This window comes from Allobosea sp. Root670, assembly GCF_001429415.1.
Lineage (GTDB): Bacteria > Pseudomonadota > Alphaproteobacteria > Rhizobiales > Beijerinckiaceae > Allobosea > Allobosea robiniae.
Genome location: NZ_LMJU01000002.1, coordinates 123,699 through 144,659, shown reverse-complemented (window position 1 = coordinate 144,659; position 20,961 = coordinate 123,699). Strand labels below are relative to the sequence as shown.

Genomic DNA, 20,961 nt, shown 5'->3' with positions numbered 1-20,961 from the left:
CCCGGCGCCTGATCCTCGGGCTGGTCGAAACGCACCTCGATGCGCGAGAGATGGCCCGTGACCTGCTGGCGCAGATGCCCGATCAGCCCGTCGAACAGCTCGAAGGCCTCCTGCTTGTATTCCTGCAGCGGGTCGCGCTGGGCAAGGCCACGCCAGCCGATCACCTGGCGCAGATGATCGAGCGTGACCAGATGCTCACGCCAGAGATGGTCGAGCGACTGCAGCAGCACCTGCTTCTCGACATAGGTCATGACCTCTTCGGTATTGCGCTCGATGCGGCCGGCGTAATCCTCGTCGGCGAGCTTGCGGATGCGCTCGCGGATCTCGCTGTCGGCGATGCCCTCTTCCTTGGTCCAGTCCTCGATCGGGAGATCGAGGTTGAGGTGCTGGATCACCTCCTGCTTGAGGCCGGCGCTGTCCCACTGCTCGGGATAGGCCTCCTCCGGGATATGGCGGGCGACGACATCCTCGACGACGCCATGGCGCATGTCGTCGATCGTCTCGCGCACGCTCGCCTGGCGCATGAAGTCGCGACGCTGCTCGAACACGACCTTGCGCTGGTCGTTCATGACGTCGTCGTATTTCAGGATGTTCTTGCGGATGTCGAAGTTGCGCGCCTCGACCTTGCCCTGGGCCTTCTCGACCGCCTTGTTGATCCAGGGGTGGACGATCGCCTCGTCCTCCTTGAGGCCGAGCTTGGTCAGCATGCCGTCCATCCGGTCGGAACCGAAGATGCGCATCAGGTCGTCCTGCAGCGACAGGAAGAACTTCGAGCGGCCGGGATCGCCCTGGCGGCCGGCGCGGCCGCGCAGCTGGTTGTCGATGCGCCGGCTCTCGTGGCGCTCGGTGCCGACGATGTAGAGTCCGCCCGACTTGAGCACGCGCTGCTTGAATTCGGCGACCTCGGCGCGGATGGCGGCGGCCTTCGCGTCGCGCTCCGGGCCTTCCTCCAGGCCGGCGAGATCATGGGAGATCCGCATCTCGGCATTGCCGCCGAGCTGGATGTCGGTGCCGCGGCCGGCCATGTTGGTGGCGATGGTGATCGCGCCGGGCACGCCGGCCTGCGCGACGATATAGGCTTCCTGCTCGTGGAAGCGGGCGTTCAGCACGGCGAAGGCCTTGACCGTCTTGCCTTCGCGAGCCGCGGCATAGACCGGTTCCAGCGCCGTCGGATCGGTGAAGTCGAGAAGCTTGTAGCCCTCCTTCTCCAGCATCTCGGCGATAAGCTCCGAGCGCTCGATCGAGGTCGTGCCGACCAGCAGCGGCTGGCCGTTGGCCTGCGCGGCCTGGATCTCGCGGATGACGCCGCGCACCTTCTCCTCGAAGGTGCGGTAGACCTCGTCGTCCTCGTCCTTGCGGGAGATCGGGACGTTGGTCGGGATCTCCACGACCTCGAGCTTGTAGATCTGGAAGAATTCGTCGGCCTCGGTCGCCGCCGTGCCGGTCATGCCGGCGAGCTTGGCGTAGAGGCGGAAATAGTTCTGGAAGGTGATCGAGGCCAGCGTCGCGTTCTCGGGCTGGACGGTGACGTGCTCCTTGGCTTCCAGCGCCTGGTGCAGGCCTTCCGAATAGCGCCGGCCCGGCATCATGCGGCCGGTGAACTCGTCGATGATCACGACCTCGTCGCCGCGGACGATATAGTCCTTGTCGCGCGTGAACAGCGAATGCGCGCGCAGCGCCTGGTTGACGTGATGGACCAGCGTGACGTTATGCGCGTCGTAGAGATCGCCCTCGGTCAGGATGCCGACCTCGCGCAGCAGCTCCTCGATATGATCGTTGCCGGCCTCGGTCAGCGCCACTGTACGCTGCTTCTCGTCGACCTCGTAATCGGCCGGGACGAGACTCGGCAGGACCTTGTCGATCGAGACGTAGAGGTCCGACTTGTCGTCAAGCGGGCCGGAGATGATCAGCGGCGTGCGGGCTTCGTCGACCAGGATCGAATCGACCTCGTCGACGATCGCGAAATGGTGGCCGCGCTGGCTCATCTGCGCGACGTCGTATTTCATGTTGTCGCGCAGGTAGTCGAAGCCGAACTCGTTGTTCGTGCCGTAGGTGATGTCGCAGGCATAGGCGCGCTGGCGCTCCTCGTCATCGAGGCCGTGCACGATGATGCCGACGGTCAGGCCGAGAAAGTTGTAGAGCTTCGCCATCCACTCGGCGTCGCGCCGGGCGAGGTAGTCGTTGACGGTGACGACGTGGACGCCCTTGCCTTCGAGCGCGTTGAGATAGGTCGGCAGCGTCGCGACCAGCGTCTTGCCTTCGCCGGTCTTCATCTCGGCGATGGCGCCCTCGTGCAGCACCATGCCGCCGACGAGCTGGACGTCGTAGGGCCGCTGGCCGAGCACGCGCTTGGCTGCCTCGCGCACCGTGGCGAAGGCCGGGACCAGGAGGTCGTCGAGCTTCTTGCCGGCGGCGATCTGCTGCTTGAACTCCTCGGTGCGCGCCTTGAGCGCCTCGTCGCTCAGCGCGGCGACCTCTGTCTCGAGCGCGTTGATCGCAGCGACGCGGGGCTGGTAGCCCTTGACGCGGCGGTCGTTCGACGAGCCGAAGAGTTTCTTTGCGAGCGCGCCAAGCATGTTGGGCCTTTCAGGTGATGCTTCAAGCTTCCGCTCGGCGCGTAGCGTTGTCGCGCGCGAACCGAAAGCTCGGGTATTCTCGAATTGCGACCGCGTGTTTAGACGCGAGCGCGGGCAGGGTCCAGCGTGCGTTTCGTCCTATTGGCAGCGAAACGGCAAGTGAATTCGGCTCCGGATGTGGGGTTTTTTCGCTCCGCTTCCAAGAGCCCGCACTTCAGATCATCCGCCGCTGCGGCATCGGGGGCAGCGCAAAGCTGCGTGATCGGCCGGCGCAATCGCTTGAACCGCCTTGCCTTTGCCGCGTTCATCGGGCAGTGCAGCCGCCAAAGCGTCTCGGGTTTCCGACGAAAGGCCGTCATTCATGAACTCAGCCCGTTTCATCGCCGTCCTCGGTTTCACGCTGCTGGCGGCACCGGCCTTCGCCCAGGCGGACAAGGTCGTCGCCAAGGTCGATGGCATCGCGATCACCGAGAAGGACGTCCAGCTCGCCACCGAGGATCTCGGCGAGCGCCTCGCCCAGCTCCCCGAGGAGCGCAAGCGCGACGAGGTCGTGAACTATCTCGTCGACCTCAAGCTCGGCGCCAGGGCCGCGGCCGAGGCCAAGATCGGCGATACCCCGGATTTCGCCGCCCGCCTCGCCTATTACCGCGAGAAGGTGCTGCTCGACGAGTATCTGACGCGCGAAGGCAAGAAGGCCGTCACGGCCGATGCCGCGAAGAAGCTCTTCGACGACACCACCAAGGCCATGACCCCCGAGGAGGAGGCCCATGCCCGCCACATCCTCGTCGAGGACGAGGCGCAGGCCAAGGCTGCGGTCGAGCGGCTGAAGAAGGGCGAGGATTTCGCCAAGGTCGCGGCCGAGCTTTCCAAGGATCCCGGCTCCGGCAAGGAGGGCGGCGATCTCGGCTGGTTCACCAAGGATCGCATGGTGCCGGAATTCGCCGAAGCCGCCTTCAAGCTGAAGAAGGGCGAGATTTCCGAGCCGGTGAAGAGCCAGTTCGGCTGGCATGTCATCAAGCTCGAGGACAAGCGCTCCAAGCCGCTGCCGGATTTCGCCGCCGTGAAGCCGCAGATCGACCAGTATCTCGAGCGCAAGGCCCAGCAGGACCTCGTCCTTGCCATGCGCGAGAAGGCCAAGGTCGAGCGCCTCGACAAGCCAGCGGCGCCGGCGACCCCTGCTCCGGACGCCGCCAAGCCGGCCGAGCCGAAGAAGAACTGACTTGCCCATGCCGGCCGCTACGCGGCCGGCATGGTCTTTAAGCATTCAGCCGCATTTGATGCCGCATTTGACGACGGGCCTGCCATCTGGCCCGATTTCGACCCAGCATTGCCAGGTGCACCCCTTCGGCAGAACGTCCTTGTTCTCTTTGCCGAGAACGCCGACGGCGTGGCCGATGGCTTCCTCCAGTTTCTTCTGTACTCGTGCGATCTCGGGCGTCAGCAAAGTATCCGACATGTCGCCTCCCTAAGCATGCCCTTCATGCAACTTAAAGTTGCAATATTAATAAGAAGGTTGCAACTGCTATTTGATTCGCCTGCCGCTCTTGTTTTCTGACGATCTCTACGGCAGATCAGCCTCCTCATTTGGAGGAAGCCCGATGGCCGGCAAGGATGTCCCCGTTTCCCCGCTCGCGCCGAAGCGCCAGCCCAAGGTTCCAGCCGTGCCGGGCGTACGCTTCGCCACCGCCGAGGCCGGCATCCGCTACAAGGGGCGGCAGGATGTCTGGTTCGCGCTGCTCGACCAGGGCACGCAGGTCGCCGGCGTCTTCACCCGCTCGAAATGCCCCTCCGCCCCGGTCGACTGGTGCCGCGAGAACCTGAAACAGGGCTCGGCACGCGCCGTCGTCGTCAATTCCGGCAATGCCAACGCCTTCACCGGGTTGAAAGGCCGTGATGCCGTCAAGCTCACCGCCGAGATCGCCGCCAAGGCCGCCGGCTGCAAGCCTGAAGAGGTCTTCATCGCCTCCACCGGCGTGATCGGCGAACCGCTCGACGCGACCAAATTCAAGGGCGTGCTCGACGACTGCGCCAAGCGCGCCACCGACGGGCCCTGGATCGATGCCGCCCGCGCGATCATGACCACCGACACCTTCCCGAAGGCGCTGACCCGCAAGGCCAAGATCGACGGCAAGGACGTGGTCATCGCCGGCATCGCCAAGGGCGCCGGGATGATCGCGCCGGACATGGCGACGATGCTCTCCTTCGTCTTCACCGACGCGCCGATCGCCGCACCCGTGCTGCAGGCCCTGCTCTCCAAGGGCGTGAAGGGCTCGTTCAACGCGGTCACCGTCGACAGCGATACCTCGACATCGGACACGCTGATGCTGTTCGCCACCGGCAAGGCGGCCGCGCGCGGCGTGCCGGCGATCACCGAGATCAACGACGCCAGGCTCTCCGGCTTCAAGCGCGCGCTGAATTCGATCCTGCTCGAACTCTCCCATCTCGTCTGCAAGGACGGCGAAGGTGCGCGGAAATTCGTCGAGGTGCGCGTCACCGGCGCGACGTCCGCCCGCTCGGCCAAGCGTGTCGCGCTCTCGATCGCCAATTCGCCGCTGGTCAAGACCGCCATCGCCGGCGAGGACGCCAATTGGGGCCGCGTCGTCATGGCCGTCGGCAAGGCCGGCGAACCGGCCGACCGCGACAGGCTCGATATCGGCTTCGGCGATATCGTCGTGGCCAGGCAGGGCGCACGTGCTGCTTCTTATGATGAGCACGCGGTATCCGAGTATATGAAGGGCGACAATATCGTCATCACCGCCGATCTCGGCATCGGGCGCGGCAAGGCCACGGTCTGGACCTGCGACCTCACCAAGGCCTATGTCGAGATCAATGGCGACTACCGCTCCTGAGGCTGCGCCGGCTCAGGAGCCCGGGCGCGGCTTCATCGCCTTCAACCTGCTGACCTGCTCCCTGCTGTGGGGGTCGAGCTATCTGTTCATCAAGCTGATGAGCGGGGACGTCTCGGCTCTCACCATCGCAGCCAGCCGCGGCATCCTCGGCGCGGTCTCGCTGTCGCTCTGGAGCCTGTGGCGCGGGCGCAATCCGCTGCCGCGCAAGGCGGAGATCCTGCCCTGGATCTTCCTCGGCACCACCAATGGCTGGCTGCCGAACGTGCTGGTCGCCTATGCGCTGACGCAGCTCGCCAGCGGTCCGGCGGCGATGATCCAGGCGGCGGGACCTCTCGTCGTCGCACTCATCGCTCATTTCGCCTTCTCGGAGGAGAGGCTGAGCCGGCGTCGGCTCGGCGGCATCCTGCTCGGCATGGCCGGCGTCGCTCTGCTGATCGGGCCGCGCCTGTTCGAGGGCGGCGGCACCGCGCTCAGCGTCTTGGCGATGATCGGGGCGACGCTGAGCTATGCATCCGCCAACATCTATGTCCGGACGGTTCCCTCCGCGACCGGCGACCCGGCCCGGCTGGCGCTGGGCCAGCAGATGCTCTCCGGCATGATCGCGACGACGCTGACGCTCGCGATCCTCGGACCGGCTGCCTTTCTGCCGCTCGGCAACCACCTGCCGGCGATGCTGATGCTCGGGGTCGTCGCCACGGCCATTCCGGTGACGGTGTTCATGCGGCTGATCCGGGCCGCGGGCCCGACCCGGGCGGCGATGACCGGCTATCTCGTCCCGACCGTGGCGGTGATCCTCGGCGTCGTCGTGCTGCACGAGGCGCTGGAGTTGCCGCAGGTCCTCGGCGGCGGCATCATCCTGGCCGGCGTCTTCCTCGTCACGACGGCGCCACGCAGGGTGGGGACGTCATGAAGATCGGGACTTTCGCGGCGGCCGCCCTGGCCGGCGCCGTCATGGCAGGCTGCCAGGCCACGCGCCAGCCGGCGACGACGGCCTTTTCGGCAGAGGAAGCGGCCTTCATCAACAAGCCGGGCAACGGCGTCATCACCGGCCACGCCTTCCGCACCAAGCCGAGCGGGGCAGTGGTCAATGCGGCCGGCGAAGTCGTCCGCCTGATCCCGGCCACGGCTTTCACGCGCGAGCGCTTCACCAATCTCTACGGCAAACGGAAATACATCCCTCACAGCGCCTATCCGCGCGACGACGTGGTCGACCCGGCCTATGCGCGGTACACCCGCACGACCAAGACGGAGTCCAACGGCCGCTTCGTCTTCGAGAAGGTCGCGCCGGGAACCTACTTCCTCACCACGCAGGTGATCTGGGGAGACGAGGCCGCCTTTTCGCGCGAGGGCGGCTCGGTCTATGACAGCGTCACGCTGACGGGCAAGGAAACCGAGCCCGTCCAGGTCATCCTCTCCGGCAACTGAGTTCTCCTGTGAAGCTGCTCCTCGTCGTCGCCTGCGCCCTGATCGATGCCGATAACCGTGTACTCGTCACCCAGCGGCCCGAAGGCAAGGCGCTGGCGGGCCTGTGGGAGTTTCCCGGCGGCAAGCTGGAGCCCGGCGAGCGGCCGGAACCGGCCCTGATCCGCGAGCTCTCCGAGGAACTCGGCATCACCGTGAAGGAGAACTGCCTCGCACCGCTGACCTTCGCGAGCTATGCCTATCCCGAATTCCATCTGCTGATGCCGCTCTATATCTGCCGGCGCTGGGAAGGCACGGCCATGTCCCGCGAAGGCCAGGCGCTGAAATGGGTCCGGCCCGGCAAGTTGCGCGATCTCGCCATGCCGCCGGCCGACGAGCCATTGATCCCGCCGCTGATCGACCTGCTCGGCGCCTGAAGCTCAATGCACGGCCGGCAGGCCGAGCGCCTCCCAGCTTGCCCTTGGGATCGGCTCGCCGACATGGAAGGCGAAGGCGGTGACGCGCTTCAGATCGGCCGAGACGGTGCAGGCGAAGCGCAGGCCGTACCAGCTCCGCTTGCTGCGAAAGGCCGCGCCCTCCGCCGTCAGGACCCGGCCTGAGAGCTTCGTGCTCGCCTGCGCATAGGCGGTAACGCGATCCGGCTCGAAGCTGCGCTGCCAGTCATGGATCTGGCCCATCGCTTCCAGGCCGCAGAGCTGTTCGACCCGCTCGTCCGGTGCGAGCCGCGGCAGCAGCGCGACGGTCTCGCGGCTGCGCGGATCGGCCAGAACCCGCTGCGACAGCATGCGCGGTGGATGGATCATGCCATCTGCTTCGACCGGAGCAGGTGAGGCACTTGGAGCAGGCAAGGCATTTGGAGCAGGCTCATCCGGCTTCGGGAGAGCGTCCGGCAGCACCGGTGCTGCCGGGGCGGGAATGGCAACGACCGGCGGCCGCCTGGGTCGGGTCAGCGCTTCGAACTCCTCGGGAGTCTGCAACTCGACCTCGATGCTTTGCTCGGTGACCGGCGCCAGATCGAAGCTCTGGACCGCGAAAGCAGCCAGCCACGCGAGGAGCGTCGCATGCAGGATCACGGCGATCGGCAGGCCGGGAGCGGGCATCGAGGGCCGGGCCGGGAGCGCCACCGCCATGGTTCAGGCCGCGGCCCTGTCGCGGGCAGGCACCGCCGATCGCGCTATCCTCGTCATCCGGCCTTGTGCCCCTGCTCCCTTGTCGGGCAACAGCGACGATCAAGCCGGCATTTTTGTGATCTCGGGCAATGGCTCGGCCACGGCCTCGTTCTGCCCGAGCTGGAAGCGCTCGAAACGCTGCAGTTCCTCCTCGATCGCCGTCTTCAGTGCGGACGCCTCGCAGCCTTCGAGCCAGGTCCATTGCTGCATCAGGAGCTTGCCGGCGGCCCGGTCGGTCTTCAGATCGAGCACCGCGACGACCCGTTCCCCCGCCAGGACCGGCAGGCCGAAATAGCCATAGGCGCGCTTCTCCTTCGGCAGATAGGCCTCGAAGACATGAGCATAGTCGATGAGGAGCTTCGCCCGCTTGCGCTGGATCATCAGCGGATCGAAGGGCGAGAGGATATGGATCAGCGTTTCGTCCGGCGCAGCAAGCGGTTCCAGCGCGGCCGGAGCGGCCCAGTGCTGCGTCTTGCCGGCACCTTCCACGGCGACCGGAACGAGGTCCCGGCGCTTGACGCGGGCGGCGATCAGTTCGGCCACGGCCTTCTTCGAGGGCGCGTCGAGATGGCAGATCGAATCGAGGCTGACCAGCCCCTGCGCCCGGAGCGCCCGGTCGAGCAGATAGGCTGTGATCTGCCGCTCGCTCGCCGGGGTCGGTTTCTTCTCCCACTGGAAATGCCGGTCGAACAGTTCATAGGTCTTGACCATGCCGGCCCGCGCCGAAATCGCGAGCTCGCCATCGTAGAAAGCCCGCTCCAGCAGCCCCTTGGACGGCTTCTTGCTGGCCCAGAGATGCGCCTTCTCGATCAGCTCCTCCTCGATATCGCGGATCGACAGTGCGCCGTCCTTGCGGATGCGGCGGAGCAGCTTGCGCGTCTCCTCGCGGGCGCCGACCGCCGACCAGCGCTTCGGCTCCTCGCGATGCGCCTTCATCGCCGGCAGGAAATAGCGGATGTCACGAGTGGGCACGTAGGCCAGCGCATGCGTCCAGTACTCGAAGACGCTCTTTCCGACCGATTGCAGATGGGCGAGATCGGCCCGGCGATAGGCAGGGATGCGGGCATAGAGGATGTGATGGTGGCAGCGCTCGATCACGTTGATCGTGTCGATCTGGACATAGCCGAGATGCTCGATCGCGGCGCGCGCGGCGTCCGGCCCCGCCCCGAAAGGGTCGCGCCGGTCGAGCCGCTGGGCATGAAGCCAGAGGCGGCGGGCCTGTTCGACAGGAAGGAAGATCGGCTTGCGGGATCGCGGAGGCATGGGAAGCAGGCTAGCTGCACCCGCACCATTCGGTAAGAGCCCGAGGGCTTGGCAGCTGACAGCCACTGGCGGGAGCGTCGCGGATGAAGCTGCGGGCTGGATAGGCGCTCGGTCCATAGGCTTGCTGCTCAGGCAAAGGCGGACGCCACCAGAGCTGTTGCCGGCTATGGCGCGACGATCAGCGCCCAGTAGACCTGATATTTCGAGCCGGGCGCATAGGCCGTGGCGATGCCCATGCGCTTGGCCTTCGCGTCCTTCATGACGCGATCATGCTGGGGCGAATCCCGCCAGCCCGAGAAGGCCTCGGCGAGACGGCGGTAGCCGGCCGAGAGATTGGCTTCGGCGCCGGCCTGGCCTTCCCGCGCGAGGCGCGCCTTGACCGCATCGGCCTGTGCCGGCTTGTCCGATCCGGCCATCACGGTCGCTTCGCGCTGGGCGGCCTCGACGAGAGCCGGGTCGAGCGTCAGCGCGCCGAGGCCCGCATTGAGGCGGTAGGCCGAGATCATCGCCCGCGCCTGCTCGGTATCGACACGGGCCGAGGCCGAGCCGAGATCGCGATAGAAGGCCGGTTGGCCCTGGCGCTGCGGCTCGGCGCAGCCGGCGACGCCGAGGAGAGCAAGCGCGCCGGCAAGCGCCGCCGGGCAGGTCATCGCGCGCGAAGTCGCGATGTGGCGCAGAAAGCTGGGCATCCGATCATTCCTTGCTGTCGTCCTTGGCGGGCTCGGGCGCGGGAGCAGGCGTGGCGGCCTCGGCCTCCTCGTCCTCGGGCTCCTCCGCCACCACCGGCTTGCGCGAGCGGCGTACCGGAGCGGGCGCTTCCCGTTTCGCGCGGCTGCGCGCACCATCTCCCCGGCCGACCGCCGCGGCGATGCTGCCAAGCGAGTGCTCGACGCCCTCGAGGCCGCGCACCATCAATTCGGGCACGGAGGCGGCCGGCTCCATCTCGGCAAGGCGCTTGTGGATCGCGAAGTTCAGGTCGCTGTTGACCCGGCCGGTGATCTCGACATCGCCGACCACGCAGATGAGCTCGAAATCCATCGTCGTGGTGCCCAACTTCTTGAACATCACGGCCGGCGGCGGCTTCTGCATGACATCGCCATGGTTCGAGGCGACCTCGGACAGCATCGCCCGGACCTGGCCGGCATCCAGCGAGCGCGGCACGGTGAGCGCGATCAGCACGCGCCCGGTCCGGTCGTTGCGGACGCGGTTGCGCACCACGCCGGAGATCAGGTTCGAGTTCGGGACGATCACGGTCGCCCGGTCGAAGGTCGCGATCTCCGTCGAGCGGACATTGATGCGCTTGACGATGCCCTCGACGTCGCCGACCAGCACCTGGTCGCCGACCCGGATCGGCCGCTCCCAGAGCAGGATCAGGCCCGAAACGAAATTCGACACCACCGATTGCAGGCCGAAACCGATACCGACCGAAAGCGCCGACGCCACCAGCGTCAAGCGCTCCAGACTGAGGCCGACAGCCGTGACGGTGATCGCCGCAGCCGCGATATAGCCGATATAGCCGGACGCCGTGGTGATCGAGTTGCGCAGGCCCGGATCGAGCGTGGTCGTCGGGAGGAACTGGTTATCGAGCCAGCGCTGCATCGCCCGCGTCGCACCGATGCCCATCGCGAAGACGATCGCGCCGACGACGATCGTCGAAAGCGAGACCGTGACGCCGCCGACCTGGAAGCCGAAGAAGGCGGCGCGCAACGAAACGAGGAAATCGCTCGATTCCAACCCCCAGGGCGCCAGGACGAGCAGCACCGTCACCGCGATCAGCAGCAGCTTCAGCACGCCGACGCTGACGACCGAGATCTTGTCGAGCGTGGCGGCGCGCAGGCCCATGCCCGCCTTCAGCGTCAGGGCGAAGCGGCCCTTGCCGCTGAGCAGGCGCGGAATGCCGAGGTCGATGAACTGGAAGACCAGCAGGAACAGGCAGGCGACGATGCCGACCCAGAGCGCCTGCTCGGCCAGGAAGGCGGCGAAGATGACATAGCCGCCGAGCGCCGCCGCGATGATGCCGAAGCCGATGATCCAGCCGAGAATGCGTACCGGCCCCAGGCTCGCGCCGTCGACGGGGACGTAAGGACCGAGGCAGGCTTCCTGCTCGACGTCGTCATCGTCGCGAATCCGGTAGAGCCCGGCGATCAGGGCGAGCGCGAACAGGATGGCGAAGAACGCCTTGACGATGATCGAGACGGCGAGACCGGCGGCGATGGCCTGCAGCCAGGCCTCGAAGACCTTGCCGATGGACATGACGGCCGCAAGCGAACCGGCGATCCAGACGACGCTGCGCGCCGTCGTATCCATCACCTTGACGAGGCGCCGCTGCGGGCTCGACGGCGCGAACAGCGCGTCGGCCAGCGCCTGCACGAAGGCGAAGAAGGCCAGGCCCACGACGACCGCCCAGATCACCGGCTGGATGCGGGGCGGCAAAAGCCCGGTCGTGTTCAGGGCCTTGTAGATCAGCCAGCTCGCCAGCACCGGCGGCGCCGCGCCGGCGATGATATGGGCGAGCGCGATATAGAGGCAGTGCAGGTTGCCGGTGTCCTGCGTGTTGCTGAAGCGCGCCTTGAAGCGCGGCAGATAGCGTGCCCGCGCCAGATAGAGCAGGAGAGCGCCCATCAGGGCGAGCGCGACCACGGTGCCGCGCGTGCCGGAAAAGGCATCACTCACGCCCTCCAGCCAGCCGCCGAAGATATAGCCGGAGGCGCGCAGGTCTTCTGGCGCCGTCGCGATCGCGTTGCCCCAGACCTCGGGGTTCGCCACGGAAGGGCCGGCGGCGAACAGCTGCTTTGCGAAGATGTCCCGGCGCTTGTCGCCGATGCTGCTCTGCAATTGCTCGGCCTGGAGCAGCGAGGCCCTGGCGATCTTCAGCGTCTCGTCGGCGTCGGCGTAGGCCTTGGCGCGCGCCTCGCGGTCCCGGACGATCTCCGCGCTCTCGGCCGGTGCACTCGCCTCCGGCTTGGGGCCGAGCTGGTCGAGCCTGAGCTTGGCCTGGTCGACCTTCGGCGTCTGCTCGTCGACGATCAGGCGCAGCTGGTCGAGCGAGGGTTGCAGCCGCAGGCGCTGCCGCTGCAATTCGGCGTCGCTCGGATCGGGCGAGGCCAGCGTCGCCTCGATCTGGGCGAGATCCGCGCGAACGATGTCCAGCCGGGCGCGAAGGCTGCCCGGCTCCGCCGGCGCCTGCGCGAAGGACGGGCCCGCCACAGAGAGCGTCAAGACCAGAAGAACGAGGCAAGTCGTCAGCAGGCCTTGCAGAGCCCTGAACGATGCGTGCGCCATCTGCGCTGCCATGGTGGTGACGCCCTGTCCGGCCGAATGATTCGGCTCCGACTCGACCCTCGGCACAGCCATACGCGCAAGGCAAGATGAAGAGCGGAATTCGACCGGCACGAAGGGCTTCCGAGCTTGCGGATGGAACGGGGTGAGGAGACGGACTCCGCCGCCTCATCGCCGCAAAACACGACCTGAAGATGGCGAAAGCAGCGCTTTTGTCGGCTTGCCCTCAGTCGCGTCCCTTGCCCTTCGCCTTGACGCGATTGTGGTAGCTCGCATTGCCGAGGCCGGTGCCGATCGTCAGCACGGCCCAGTTCTCGACATCCTGCATCGCCGGCATCTCGCTCAGTCCCTGGATCACCGCGTCGTTGTGCATGACGACCTCGGTCTCATGCTCGCCGATCTCCGGAACAAGCGCGCGGATGCTGTCGACGAGATTGAAGCGGCTGCTTTCCCAGTTGCCGGGCAGGTTCTGCGCACCGCGATCGATCGCGCCGTCCGGCTGGATCAGGCCGGGGCAGCCGACGCCGATGAACGGTGCGACCCGCAACCCCTCCTTCTCGGCGTTGCCGATCTGCTCGCGCAGCATCTCGCCCAGCCGCTCGATCGCCTCGTCGCGGCTCGGTTCCTCGTCGGCATGGCGCCAGAGGTCCGATTTCCAGACCCGCGCCTTGCTCAGGTCGGGCGCCTTCTTCTGCCTGAGCTCGACGATCCCGGCGCGGATGTTCGAACCGCCGATATCGACGGCGACGAGGCTGTCATAGGCCTCGAATATCCATTTCGGCGCGAGATGGGCGCTGCCGACCAGCCCGGCCTCGTCGGGATGATGGCTGACCGGGACGAGATCGAGATCGCGTCCGTCGGTCCGCAGGATGATGGCGGCACGCGCGATGGCGAGCTCGCCGACGCGGCTCTCGCGGAAACCTCCGCCCACCACGATGCGCTCGATATCCGCCCAGCTCTTCAGCCGCGCGAAGCGGCGAATGACAAAGGCGAGCGACTGGGCAAAGCCTTCGACGGCACTGAGCACCAGTGCAGCCTCTTTCGCATCGCCCTCCTTGATCAGGGCGTCGAGTTCCTTCTTGCTGATCTCGGCCGTCTCGCCCTGGAGCGGATCGTCGCCGTTGCGCTTGAGATGACTGCGCAGCGCGTCGAGATGCTCGATGAAGGCGCCGCGGCTCGCCTTGTCGCCGACGAAGCCGTCATCGTCGCGCACCTCCAGATTATAGCTGGTGACCACCACCGAAGGCAGCTCGCTCGCGCCATGCGGCCCTGTTGCGGCCTTGGCCGCATTGCGTGACGTCTCGGCGGTCGCCGTGGCCATGTCTTTCCCCCCTCGGTCGATGCGGATCAGCGGAGGCAACCCGCCGGAGCCTGCCGGGGTTCCGCCGACGGGGCGATGCGCCGCATGCAGCCCGCCTGCGCGCAGCCGGCTCGCCCCGGCGGTTGACCGCCGCCGCGAACGCCGCTCCAACAGGAGGGAAGCTGCCTCGATGCGGCCTGGGGGATGGAACGTGTCGGATCTGATTCTACGGATGGTGATCATCGGAGCGGGCGCGACCGCGCTCACCGATATCTGGGCTCAATTCCTGCGCCTCTTCGGTTTCCCCAAGCCGAACTGGGCGATGCCCGGCCGCTGGTTCGCGCATCTGCCACGCGGCCGCATCCGGCACGACGACATCGCGAGGTCGGAGCCCGTTGCCGGCGAGCTCGCGATCGGCTGGATCTGTCACTACCTCGTCGGCATCGCCTTTGCCGGCATCGTATTGGCAATCGCCGGTGCCGATTGGGCTCGCAACCCGACCCTGCTGCCGGCGCTGATCGTCGGTTGGGTCACGATCGGCTGCGGCTGGTTCATCCTGCAGCCGGGAATGGGCATGGGCGTCGCCGCCTCGAAGAAGCCGAATGCCGGCCAGATCCGGCTGCTGAACTTCGTCAGCCACACCATCTTCGGCCTCGGGCTCTACGGCACGGCGCTGTTGACGCGTTAAAGCGCTTCAATCGAGAATGTGCGTCTCATACTGGTAGAGCGTGCGGAAGCCGAGACTGCCATAGAGGCTGATCGCGACCGCATTGCTCTGTTCGACCTGCAGATAGGCGCTGTGGCAGCCCATCGCCCCGGCCCAGCCCATCAACCCCTGCACGATCCTGCGGCCATAGCCATGGCCGCGATGGTCTGGATGGACACAGATCAGGCCGATCTCGGCCATGCCACGCTCGGCGACGCTCATGCCGAAGGCGACCGCCTCGCCCTCGACCAGCCAGGTTCCGAAGGCGGCCGGCATCTTCACCCGCTCGATGACGGCCGCGAGATTGCCGGCATGGGTCTTGTTGCCGCTCTGTAGCGCAGCAGCGCCGGCCGTCCATTCCTGGCTCGGCCGCGCCTCTATCTGCAATTCCGCCTCCTCCGAAGCCGTAAAGCCGGCGAGCGGCGCGATCTGGCCGAAGGACTTGTCCTTGACCCGGTAGCCGCGCTCCAGCACCGCCGCACGCGTCGCCTCCGCCACCAGCGGCGTCAGGCGGATGGCGGGGGTCAGCCCGTCCGCACGATAAAGCTCCTCGATCAGGTCGAGCATCGCGCCGTCGAGTTCCGCGCCATAGCTCAGGGGCGTCGCCGAATTGGCCCTGCCCGAATAGCCATTGGCGAAGCGCAGCACCCAGTCGCCGACGACGAGCGTCGACAGCGCCGGCCAGGCATTGATGATGCGCCGCTCGCAGCCGAGCACGAATTCGCTGTTGTCCGTCTTGGTCAGCATCTCACCCCCCGGATGGCTTGCGCGGTGTCGGCCGCCAGCCCGGCGGCGCCATCTCGAAGCCCTTGAATTCAAAGCCCGGCGCGACCGTGCAGCCGACCAGCGTCCAGGCGCCGAGCGAGGTCGCGCTCTGCCACCAACCGGCCGGCACCACGAATTGCGGGCGCTGGCCGGCAGCAAGCTCGGTACCGAGATGATGGGCTGAAGCGTCATGGCCGTTAGGCGAGACCGTGATCACCAGTGGCGCCCCGGCATAATGGTGCCAGATCTCGGCGGCATCGACGCGATGCCATTCCGAGGTCTCGCCCGTATCAAGCAGATAGTAGATCGCGGTCGAGAAGCCCCGCCCCTCCGGCCCGGCCGGATCGCGAAAGGTCTCGCGATAATGCCCGCCTTCGGGATGGGGCTTGAGGTCGAGCAGTCGAATGACCTCCGCCGCCGTCAGTCCGTCGAGCTGCATCGCCATGATCAGAACCGGTTCTTGGCGTCACGCAGCGCCGCGAAGACCGCGCCCGGCGCGGCACCGGCTAGCCCGACGGCTGCGGCCAATACCGGTTCGCCGGCCCGGAAGAACGGATTGGTCGCCTTTTCCTCGGCGACCGTGGTCAGCGCCCAGAAGCGGCCTTCGGCCTTGGCCTTCTCGGCCTCGGCGAAGCGCGCCTTGAGCGCCTCGTTCGACGGATCGACCGAGCGGGCGAAGCGGGCGTTCGCAAGGGTGTAGTCATGCCCGCCGAGCAGGCGGGTATCGCCGGGCAGAGCCATCAGGCGCGAGAGCGAAGTCCACATCCGCTCCATCTGGCCGGGCTGGACCCGCCCGCAGCCCATGACGAAGACGACGTCGCCGACCAGCGCCAGTTTCGCGCCGCGCCCGACGAAGCTGAGATGCCCGTCTGAATGGCCCGGCGTGTGCCAGATCTCGAAATTCTCGCCGCCGAAGGCCACGGTATCGCCTTCGCCGACGACCCGGTCGAGCGGCGCGCTGGTCCGCGCATCGGCCGGGCCGACGACATTCGCGCCGGTTGCCTGCTTCACCTCGGCGACGCCTTGCGTGTGATCGTGATGGGCATGGGTGATGAAGATGTCGCTGATCGTCCAGCCCTTCGCCTTCGCGGCGGCAAGCGTCTCGCCAGCATCGGGCACGTCGATGGCGGCGCAGGCACCGCTGGCGGGGTCATGAAGCAGCGCGCCCGCATTGTCGCTGAGCGTGCGGAAGACGTGAAGGTCGAGCGGCATGGCTTCCTCCGGCAGGGTCGGCCCACCGGAACGGCGAGCGGTCATGCGCCCTGCATGGGCCATGCCCGGCCGCCGATCAACCCGGCATCGTCTCGGGGCAGCCCTTGCGCTCGGGCCTCATGCGTTCCATGTCAGGCGCCATGCCTCTCGACGTCGTCGACCTGCGCGCCTTCTATGCGAGCCCGCTTGGCCACGTGGCCCGGCGCTTCATCGGCCGGGCGATGCTGCGATTCTGGCCGGATTGCGCGCGCCAGCGTCTGCTCGGTTTGGGCTATTCGACACCTTATCTCTCCGTGCTCGGCATGCAGGCCGAGCGGACCATCGCCTTCATGCCGGCAGCCCAGGGCGTGGTGAACTGGCCCTCGCCCGGCCTCTCCGCCTCCGCGCTGGTCGAGCCGACACTCCTGCCCTTGCCGACCGCCTCGATCGACCGGGTCGTGCTGGTCCATGCGCTGGAGGAGACCGAAAGCCCCGACGACCTGCTGGAAGAGGTCTCGCGCGTGCTCAATCCCGGCGGGCGGATGATTCTCGTCGTGCCCAACCGGCGCGGACTCTGGGCCCGCATGGACGGCACGCCCTTCGGCCAGGGTCGCCCCTTCAGCCGCCGCCAGCTCTCCGCCCTGATGCGCGGCGCCGAATTCTCGCCGGAGCACTGGACCGAGGCGCTCTATGTCCCGCCACTGCAAAAGCGGCTGCTGATGCGATCGGCCCGGGCGTGGGAGCAGATCGGTGCGGGCTTGTCACTGCCCTTCGCCGGCGTCCATATCATCGACGCCACCAAGCAGTTCTACCGGCGCGCACCCCTGCGCGCGACACGGCGCAGTTTCGCGCTGAGACCCGTCCTCCTGCCGCAGGCCTCGCCGACACCGCGTGCGGCAAACCCGCCTGCGAGGCCAGGAACGGGTTGACAATTTCGCCGGGTCGCGGCCAAGGTCCGCCGCTTTTCAAGCCCGGTTTGCTGTAAAACCGCCGCTCCGCCCGCTTTTGGCGCGGAATCTGAACTGGATCACGATGCGTAGCTATCTGGATTTCGAGAAACCGGTCGCCGAGCTGGAGGCGAAGGCGGACGAGCTGCGGGCCTTGGAGGCACGCGGCGACGGCATCTCCCTGTCAGAGGAGATCGGCAAGCTCGACGCCCGCGCCAACCAGGTGCTCAAAGACCTCTACGCCGCGCTGACGCCCTGGCAGAAGACGCTGGTCGCGCGCCATCCGCAGCGCCCGCATTTCAAGGATTACTGCGCCGGGCTGATCACCGAATTCACCCCGCTGGCCGGTGACCGCACCTTCGGCGAGGACGAGGCCATCGTCGGCGGCTTCGGCCGCTTCCGGGGCGAGCCGGTCTGCGTCATCGGCCAGGAGAAGGGCGATTCGACCGAGACCCGCATTCGGCACAATTTCGGCATGCCCAAGCCCGAGGGCTATCGCAAGGCCGTGCGCCTGACCGAACTGGCAGACCGCTTCGGCCTGCCGGTCCTGAGCTTCGTCGACACCGCCGGCGCCTATCCCGGCATCGAGGCGGAGGAGCGCGGCCAGGCCGAGGCCATCGCCCGCTCGACCGAGGCCTGGCTCGGCCTGCGGACGCCCAGCGTCGCGCTCGTCATCGGCGAGGGCGGCTCGGGCGGAGCGATCGCGATCGCCGCCGCCAGCCGCGTCATGATGATGGAGCATGCGATCTATTCGGTGATCTCGCCGGAAGGCGCGGCCTCGATCCTCTGGCGTGACACCGCCCGCGCCCAGGACGCCGCCACCGGCATGAAGATCACGGCGCAGGATCTGCTGAAATTCGGCATCATCGACAGGATCGTCCAGGAACCGACCGGCGGCGCCCATCGTGACGGGCAGGCCGCGATCAACCGTGCCGGCGACGCCATTGCCGCCGCGCTCGGCGATCTCGCCGGCCTTTCAGGCAATGACATCGTTGCGCAGCGCGCCGACAAGTTCCTGGCGATCGGCCGCAATCTCTGAGCGCTCTCGGGAGCGAGCATCTCGCACCCGCGAAAGCCAGGGTTCTTTACCCCGCGTTGACCATGTGGCCAGACTCGGGGAGCCTATGGTAAGGAACCCTCAAGGCTAACGCATCTAAAACGAGTCGACGGGCACAATTTGGCCGTCATGCGAAGTCACAGGTCGCGCCCCGGCCTGCCGTTCGATGGGATTGACGACGTGGCAATCAAGCAACTCGCGCTCGTGGCTTTTGTTGCATTGACGCTGGCTGCCTGCGAGGAGGACCGTTATCGCGGCTCCGCCCGCCATAACATCCCGATTCCGAGCGCGACCTACGCGCTCATGTCCGAGAAGGGCATGAGCAAGGACCAGCCGATCATCATCCGCTCCTTCAAGAAGGAATCGGAGCTCGAAGTCTGGAAGCGCAAGGCAGACGGGCAATACGCCCTGCTGAAGACCTATCCGATGTGCCGCTGGTCCGGCCAGCTCGGCCCGAAGGTCCGCGAGGGCGATCGCATGGCGCCGGAGGGTTTCTATGCCATCGCGCCCCAGCAGATGAACCCGAATTCGTCCTATTACGTCTCGTTCAACATGGGCTATCCCAACGCCTATGACCGCTCCTATGGCCGCACCGGCGCGCATCTGATGGTGCACGGCGCCTGCTCCTCGGCCGGCTGTTATTCGATGACGGACGACCAGATCGGCGAGATCTATGCGCTGGTCCGCGAGGCCCAGAATGCCGGCCAGCGCGCCGTGCAGATGCAGGCCTATCCCTTCCGGATGACGGCGCAGAACCTGGCCAAGCACCGGCTCGACCCGAACATCGCCTTCTGGAGGAACCTGAAGGAAGGCTCCGACTATTTCGAGGTCACGAAGGACGAGCCGGCCGTGTCCGTCGCCGGTGGCCGCTATGTCTTCAATGGCGGCCAGGCCCCGGCCGCCGTCGCCGAGAAGCGCCGCGAGGACGAGGTTCAGGTCGCCTCTCTCGTCGCCAAGGGCACGCCCGCGATCAAGCTGATCTATGACGATGGCGACCAGCACGCCTCCTTCAAGCGCGCGCTCGCCTCCAACGGCGCCGATGCCCTGAACCGCTCGGCCTCCTGGGGGTCGAAGGATGTCGGCATCAGCCGCGAGGATGCACTCGCCTCGGGTCCGCGCGTCGTCGTGCTCGACAACAGCGGCAAGGCCAAGGCGACCGTGCGCGCCGCCTCAGCCGAGAACGACGCGATCCTCGCCGCCGTTGCGTCCGCGCCGGTCGAGGAGCCCGCCAAGCCCGTTGAAGCCAAGCCCGCCCTGGCCCCGCGCCCGGCTGCGGCCGCCACGCAGCTCGCCAAGGTCGTTCCGGGCAATCCCCAGCAGGGGCCGGTGCTGGCGAGCGCCTCGTCCACCCCGGTCGTCCCCGCCGCTCCGGCTGAGGACAAGCCGTTCCTGCAGCGCGCGCTCAGCTTCATGCCGACCTTCGGCGGCACGGCCGATCAGGGCATGACCACCGCTTCGGCCCCTGTGGTCTCGGTCGTTCCGGCCCAGCCGACCAGCACCAGCGCTCCGCTGCCGCCGCGTCGCGCCAATGGCCTCAGGACGTCCAGTCTGGATCGGTCGACAGCGGCTTACGCCAGCCAGCCGGCGCAGCGCTGAAGCAGCAGCAAGCAGGCCTGAAATCGTGACGCAATTGCCACAGGGTCGCGGATAAATACGAACAGCCTTTTCGCAAACGCGAAGGCCCCCGTTTCGGGGGCCTTCGTTTTTTGGCCGCGTGCAGCCGGCAGAGCCGCGCCAAAGCTTGCTTTGCGTCAGGCGATCTCGGAGACCAGTTTGGCGATCAGGCTGTTGGAGAGGATGACCGGCAAGCCGGCCTCAGCCGCCTCGCGGCGATGCCGCTCGACGAAGCCCATGCAGTCCATCAGCAGGACCTGCGCGCCGCGCCCCGCGAGATCGCGCGCGGCCTCCGCGACCGACGCACCTTCCCCGCCATAGGGCGAGGCGGCGGCATAGAGCGGCGCGCGGCCGAGCGGCACCCATTTCCCGGCCTCGGACGCGATCTGCTCGGCCAGCGGCACGATGATGCCGAGCTGCGCTCCCTGGGCCAGCGCCGCCACGGTCGGCGGCAGGATGCGGTCCGGCTCGATCAGGCGCGCCGCCTGCGTCCTCAGGCTCGCGAAATGGCCGGTGCAGAGCATCAGGATCGTCGAGCAGCCCTCGGCCTCCAGCATCGCGAGCTTGTCCTGCGCCGCCGCCTCCGTGCGGGCCCGGTCGATGACGACCGCGCTGCCGTCCAGCAGTTTCGTGATCAGCACCGGCTTGCCGGCTTCCACCGCGAAGCCACGCTCGATCTCGGCCCGGCTCAGGCCGTCGAGCACGCCGGCATGGCACCGTGCCAGCCGCGCATCCAGCACCTCGTCGAGGATTGGCGTGATGTCGGCGCGCGGCGCCTGGCCGATCGTCAGGGTTCCCAGCTTGCTCATGGCGATGCCTCCTC

19 protein-coding genes and 1 pseudogene are annotated in these 20,961 nt (G+C 67.2%); 9 read left to right on the top strand and 11 right to left on the bottom strand.

The genetic code is table 11. The features are described 5' to 3' along the window. Positions 1-31: 31 nt before the first annotated feature. A pseudogene (gene secA, locus ASE61_RS06395) lies at positions 32-2,576 on the bottom strand (preprotein translocase subunit SecA); the annotation flags it as partial. 361 nt (positions 2,577-2,937) lie between these two features. Between secA and ASE61_RS06390 the strand changes: the two are divergent. Further along, on the top strand, positions 2,938-3,795 hold the full coding sequence (locus ASE61_RS06390) for a peptidylprolyl isomerase (protein WP_061965873.1): 858 nt from the start codon (positions 2,938-2,940) through the stop codon (positions 3,793-3,795). A 45-nt stretch (positions 3,796-3,840) separates the two neighbouring features. Here ASE61_RS06390 and ASE61_RS06385 read toward each other — a convergent pair whose 3' ends face one another. Then, positions 3,841-4,032, bottom strand: a complete 192-nt coding sequence (locus ASE61_RS06385; RefSeq protein WP_061965871.1) for a hypothetical protein — start codon at positions 4,030-4,032, stop codon at positions 3,841-3,843. Between the two features lie 142 nt (positions 4,033-4,174). Here ASE61_RS06385 and argJ point away from each other — a divergent pair, with 142 nt between their 5' ends. The 4 genes from argJ to mutT are packed head-to-tail and all read left to right on the top strand — an operon-like array spanning position 4,175 to position 7,263. After that, a complete protein-coding gene (gene argJ / locus ASE61_RS06380) occupies positions 4,175-5,425 on the top strand; it encodes a bifunctional glutamate N-acetyltransferase/amino-acid acetyltransferase ArgJ (RefSeq protein WP_061965869.1) in 1,251 nt (416 codons plus the stop codon). Then, positions 5,406-6,335 (top strand): DMT family transporter, encoded by a 930-nt coding sequence (locus tag ASE61_RS06375; protein WP_061965867.1) that lies wholly within the window; start codon positions 5,406-5,408, stop codon positions 6,333-6,335. Before argJ ends, ASE61_RS06375 begins: the two co-directional genes overlap by 20 nt. Continuing rightward, positions 6,332-6,850, top strand: coding sequence for a hypothetical protein (locus ASE61_RS06370; RefSeq protein ID WP_061965865.1), 519 nt, complete (start codon positions 6,332-6,334; stop codon positions 6,848-6,850). Before ASE61_RS06375 ends, ASE61_RS06370 begins: the two co-directional genes overlap by 4 nt. Beyond that, the gene (mutT, locus tag ASE61_RS06365) at positions 6,847-7,263 is read left to right on the top strand and encodes an 8-oxo-dGTP diphosphatase MutT (RefSeq protein WP_061965863.1); all 417 of its coding nucleotides are present in this window, start codon (positions 6,847-6,849) and stop codon (positions 7,261-7,263) included. Before ASE61_RS06370 ends, mutT begins: the two co-directional genes overlap by 4 nt. Before the next feature lie 3 nt (positions 7,264-7,266). Here mutT and ASE61_RS27040 read toward each other — a convergent pair whose 3' ends face one another. From ASE61_RS27040 to ASE61_RS06340, 5 genes are all read right to left on the bottom strand, one after another. Further along, on the bottom strand, positions 7,267-7,977 hold the full coding sequence (locus ASE61_RS27040; protein WP_244492740.1) for a DUF930 domain-containing protein: 711 nt from the start codon (positions 7,975-7,977) through the stop codon (positions 7,267-7,269). A 99-nt stretch (positions 7,978-8,076) separates the two neighbouring features. Beyond that, complete coding sequence (locus tag ASE61_RS06355; RefSeq protein ID WP_061965861.1) at positions 8,077-9,279, bottom strand: winged helix-turn-helix domain-containing protein; 1,203 nt, start codon at positions 9,277-9,279, stop codon at positions 8,077-8,079. 164 nt (positions 9,280-9,443) lie between these two features. Next, entirely contained in the window at positions 9,444-9,968 is a 525-nt protein-coding gene (locus ASE61_RS06350) for a CAP domain-containing protein (protein ID WP_244492739.1), read from the bottom strand. A gap of 4 nt (positions 9,969-9,972) precedes the next feature. Beyond that, on the bottom strand, positions 9,973-12,561 hold the full coding sequence (locus tag ASE61_RS06345) for a DUF3772 domain-containing protein (protein ID WP_156406999.1): 2,589 nt from the start codon (positions 12,559-12,561) through the stop codon (positions 9,973-9,975). 223 nt (positions 12,562-12,784) lie between these two features. Beyond that, a complete protein-coding gene (locus ASE61_RS06340) occupies positions 12,785-13,879 on the bottom strand; it encodes an ROK family protein (RefSeq protein ID WP_061965858.1) in 1,095 nt (364 codons plus the stop codon). Between the two features lie 211 nt (positions 13,880-14,090). Between ASE61_RS06340 and ASE61_RS06335 the strand changes: the two genes are divergently transcribed. After that, positions 14,091-14,546 (top strand): DUF2938 domain-containing protein, encoded by a 456-nt coding sequence (locus ASE61_RS06335; protein ID WP_413813526.1) that lies wholly within the window; start codon positions 14,091-14,093, stop codon positions 14,544-14,546. A gap of 6 nt (positions 14,547-14,552) precedes the next feature. Here the strand turns inward: ASE61_RS06335 and ASE61_RS06330 are convergent, their stop codons facing one another. Genes ASE61_RS06330 through gloB form a run of 3 tightly spaced genes read right to left on the bottom strand, consistent with a single transcriptional unit; the run spans position 14,553 to position 16,541 of the window. Next, positions 14,553-15,311 (bottom strand): GNAT family N-acetyltransferase, encoded by a 759-nt coding sequence (locus tag ASE61_RS06330; RefSeq protein ID WP_061965853.1) that lies wholly within the window; start codon positions 15,309-15,311, stop codon positions 14,553-14,555. A 1-nt stretch (position 15,312) separates the two neighbouring features. Then, positions 15,313-15,768 carry a cupin domain-containing protein gene (locus tag ASE61_RS06325; protein ID WP_061966066.1) on the bottom strand — a complete coding sequence of 152 codons (456 nt, stop codon included), beginning with the start codon at positions 15,766-15,768 and terminating at the stop codon, positions 15,313-15,315. Positions 15,769-15,776: 8 nt separating this feature from the next. Further along, positions 15,777-16,541 (bottom strand): hydroxyacylglutathione hydrolase, encoded by a 765-nt coding sequence (gloB, locus tag ASE61_RS06320; protein ID WP_061966064.1) that lies wholly within the window; start codon positions 16,539-16,541, stop codon positions 15,777-15,779. Positions 16,542-16,681: 140 nt separating this feature from the next. On the opposite strand from gloB, the gene ASE61_RS06315 reads away from it, so the two are divergent. The 3 genes from ASE61_RS06315 (at position 16,682) to ASE61_RS06305 (ending at position 20,120) form a co-directional block, all read left to right on the top strand. Beyond that, a complete protein-coding gene (locus tag ASE61_RS06315) occupies positions 16,682-17,449 on the top strand; it encodes a class I SAM-dependent methyltransferase (RefSeq protein ID WP_061966063.1) in 768 nt (255 codons plus the stop codon). A 103-nt stretch (positions 17,450-17,552) separates the two neighbouring features. Further along, a complete protein-coding gene (locus ASE61_RS06310) occupies positions 17,553-18,506 on the top strand; it encodes an acetyl-CoA carboxylase carboxyltransferase subunit alpha (protein ID WP_061965851.1) in 954 nt (317 codons plus the stop codon). 198 nt (positions 18,507-18,704) lie between these two features. Next, a complete protein-coding gene (locus tag ASE61_RS06305) occupies positions 18,705-20,120 on the top strand; it encodes a L,D-transpeptidase family protein (protein ID WP_061965849.1) in 1,416 nt (471 codons plus the stop codon). Between the two features lie 155 nt (positions 20,121-20,275). Here the strand turns inward: ASE61_RS06305 and ASE61_RS06300 are convergent, their stop codons facing one another. Next, positions 20,276-20,947, bottom strand: a complete 672-nt coding sequence (locus tag ASE61_RS06300; RefSeq protein WP_082617252.1) for an AroM family protein — start codon at positions 20,945-20,947, stop codon at positions 20,276-20,278. Between the last annotated feature and the right edge of the window lie 14 nt (positions 20,948-20,961).

Bases quoted from the DNA above. Each gene is read 5' to 3' on its own strand.
- ASE61_RS06390 (WP_061965873.1), top strand. From the start codon at position 2,938: ATGAACTCAGCCCGTTTCATCGCCGTCCTCGGTTTCACGCTGCTGGCG.
- ASE61_RS06385 (WP_061965871.1), bottom strand. From the start codon at position 4,032: ATGTCGGATACTTTGCTGACGCCCGAGATCGCACGAGTACAGAAGAAA.
- argJ (WP_061965869.1), top strand. From the start codon at position 4,175: ATGGCCGGCAAGGATGTCCCCGTTTCCCCGCTCGCGCCGAAGCGCCAG.
- ASE61_RS06375 (WP_061965867.1), top strand. From the start codon at position 5,406: ATGGCGACTACCGCTCCTGAGGCTGCGCCGGCTCAGGAGCCCGGGCGC.
- ASE61_RS06370 (WP_061965865.1), top strand. From the start codon at position 6,332: ATGAAGATCGGGACTTTCGCGGCGGCCGCCCTGGCCGGCGCCGTCATG.
- ASE61_RS27040 (WP_244492740.1), bottom strand. From the start codon at position 7,977: ATGGCGGTGGCGCTCCCGGCCCGGCCCTCGATGCCCGCTCCCGGCCTG.
- ASE61_RS06355 (WP_061965861.1), bottom strand. From the start codon at position 9,279: ATGCCTCCGCGATCCCGCAAGCCGATCTTCCTTCCTGTCGAACAGGCC.
- ASE61_RS06350 (WP_244492739.1), bottom strand. From the start codon at position 9,968: ATGCCCAGCTTTCTGCGCCACATCGCGACTTCGCGCGCGATGACCTGC.
- ASE61_RS06345 (WP_156406999.1), bottom strand. From the start codon at position 12,561: ATGGCGCACGCATCGTTCAGGGCTCTGCAAGGCCTGCTGACGACTTGC.
- ASE61_RS06340 (WP_061965858.1), bottom strand. From the start codon at position 13,879: ATGGCCACGGCGACCGCCGAGACGTCACGCAATGCGGCCAAGGCCGCA.
- ASE61_RS06335 (WP_413813526.1), top strand. From the start codon at position 14,091: ATGGTGATCATCGGAGCGGGCGCGACCGCGCTCACCGATATCTGGGCT.
- ASE61_RS06330 (WP_061965853.1), bottom strand. From the start codon at position 15,311: ATGCTGACCAAGACGGACAACAGCGAATTCGTGCTCGGCTGCGAGCGG.
- ASE61_RS06325 (WP_061966066.1), bottom strand. From the start codon at position 15,768: ATGCAGCTCGACGGACTGACGGCGGCGGAGGTCATTCGACTGCTCGAC.
- gloB (WP_061966064.1), bottom strand. From the start codon at position 16,541: ATGCCGCTCGACCTTCACGTCTTCCGCACGCTCAGCGACAATGCGGGC.
- ASE61_RS06315 (WP_061966063.1), top strand. From the start codon at position 16,682: ATGCCTCTCGACGTCGTCGACCTGCGCGCCTTCTATGCGAGCCCGCTT.
- ASE61_RS06310 (WP_061965851.1), top strand. From the start codon at position 17,553: ATGCGTAGCTATCTGGATTTCGAGAAACCGGTCGCCGAGCTGGAGGCG.
- ASE61_RS06300 (WP_082617252.1), bottom strand. From the start codon at position 20,947: ATGAGCAAGCTGGGAACCCTGACGATCGGCCAGGCGCCGCGCGCCGAC.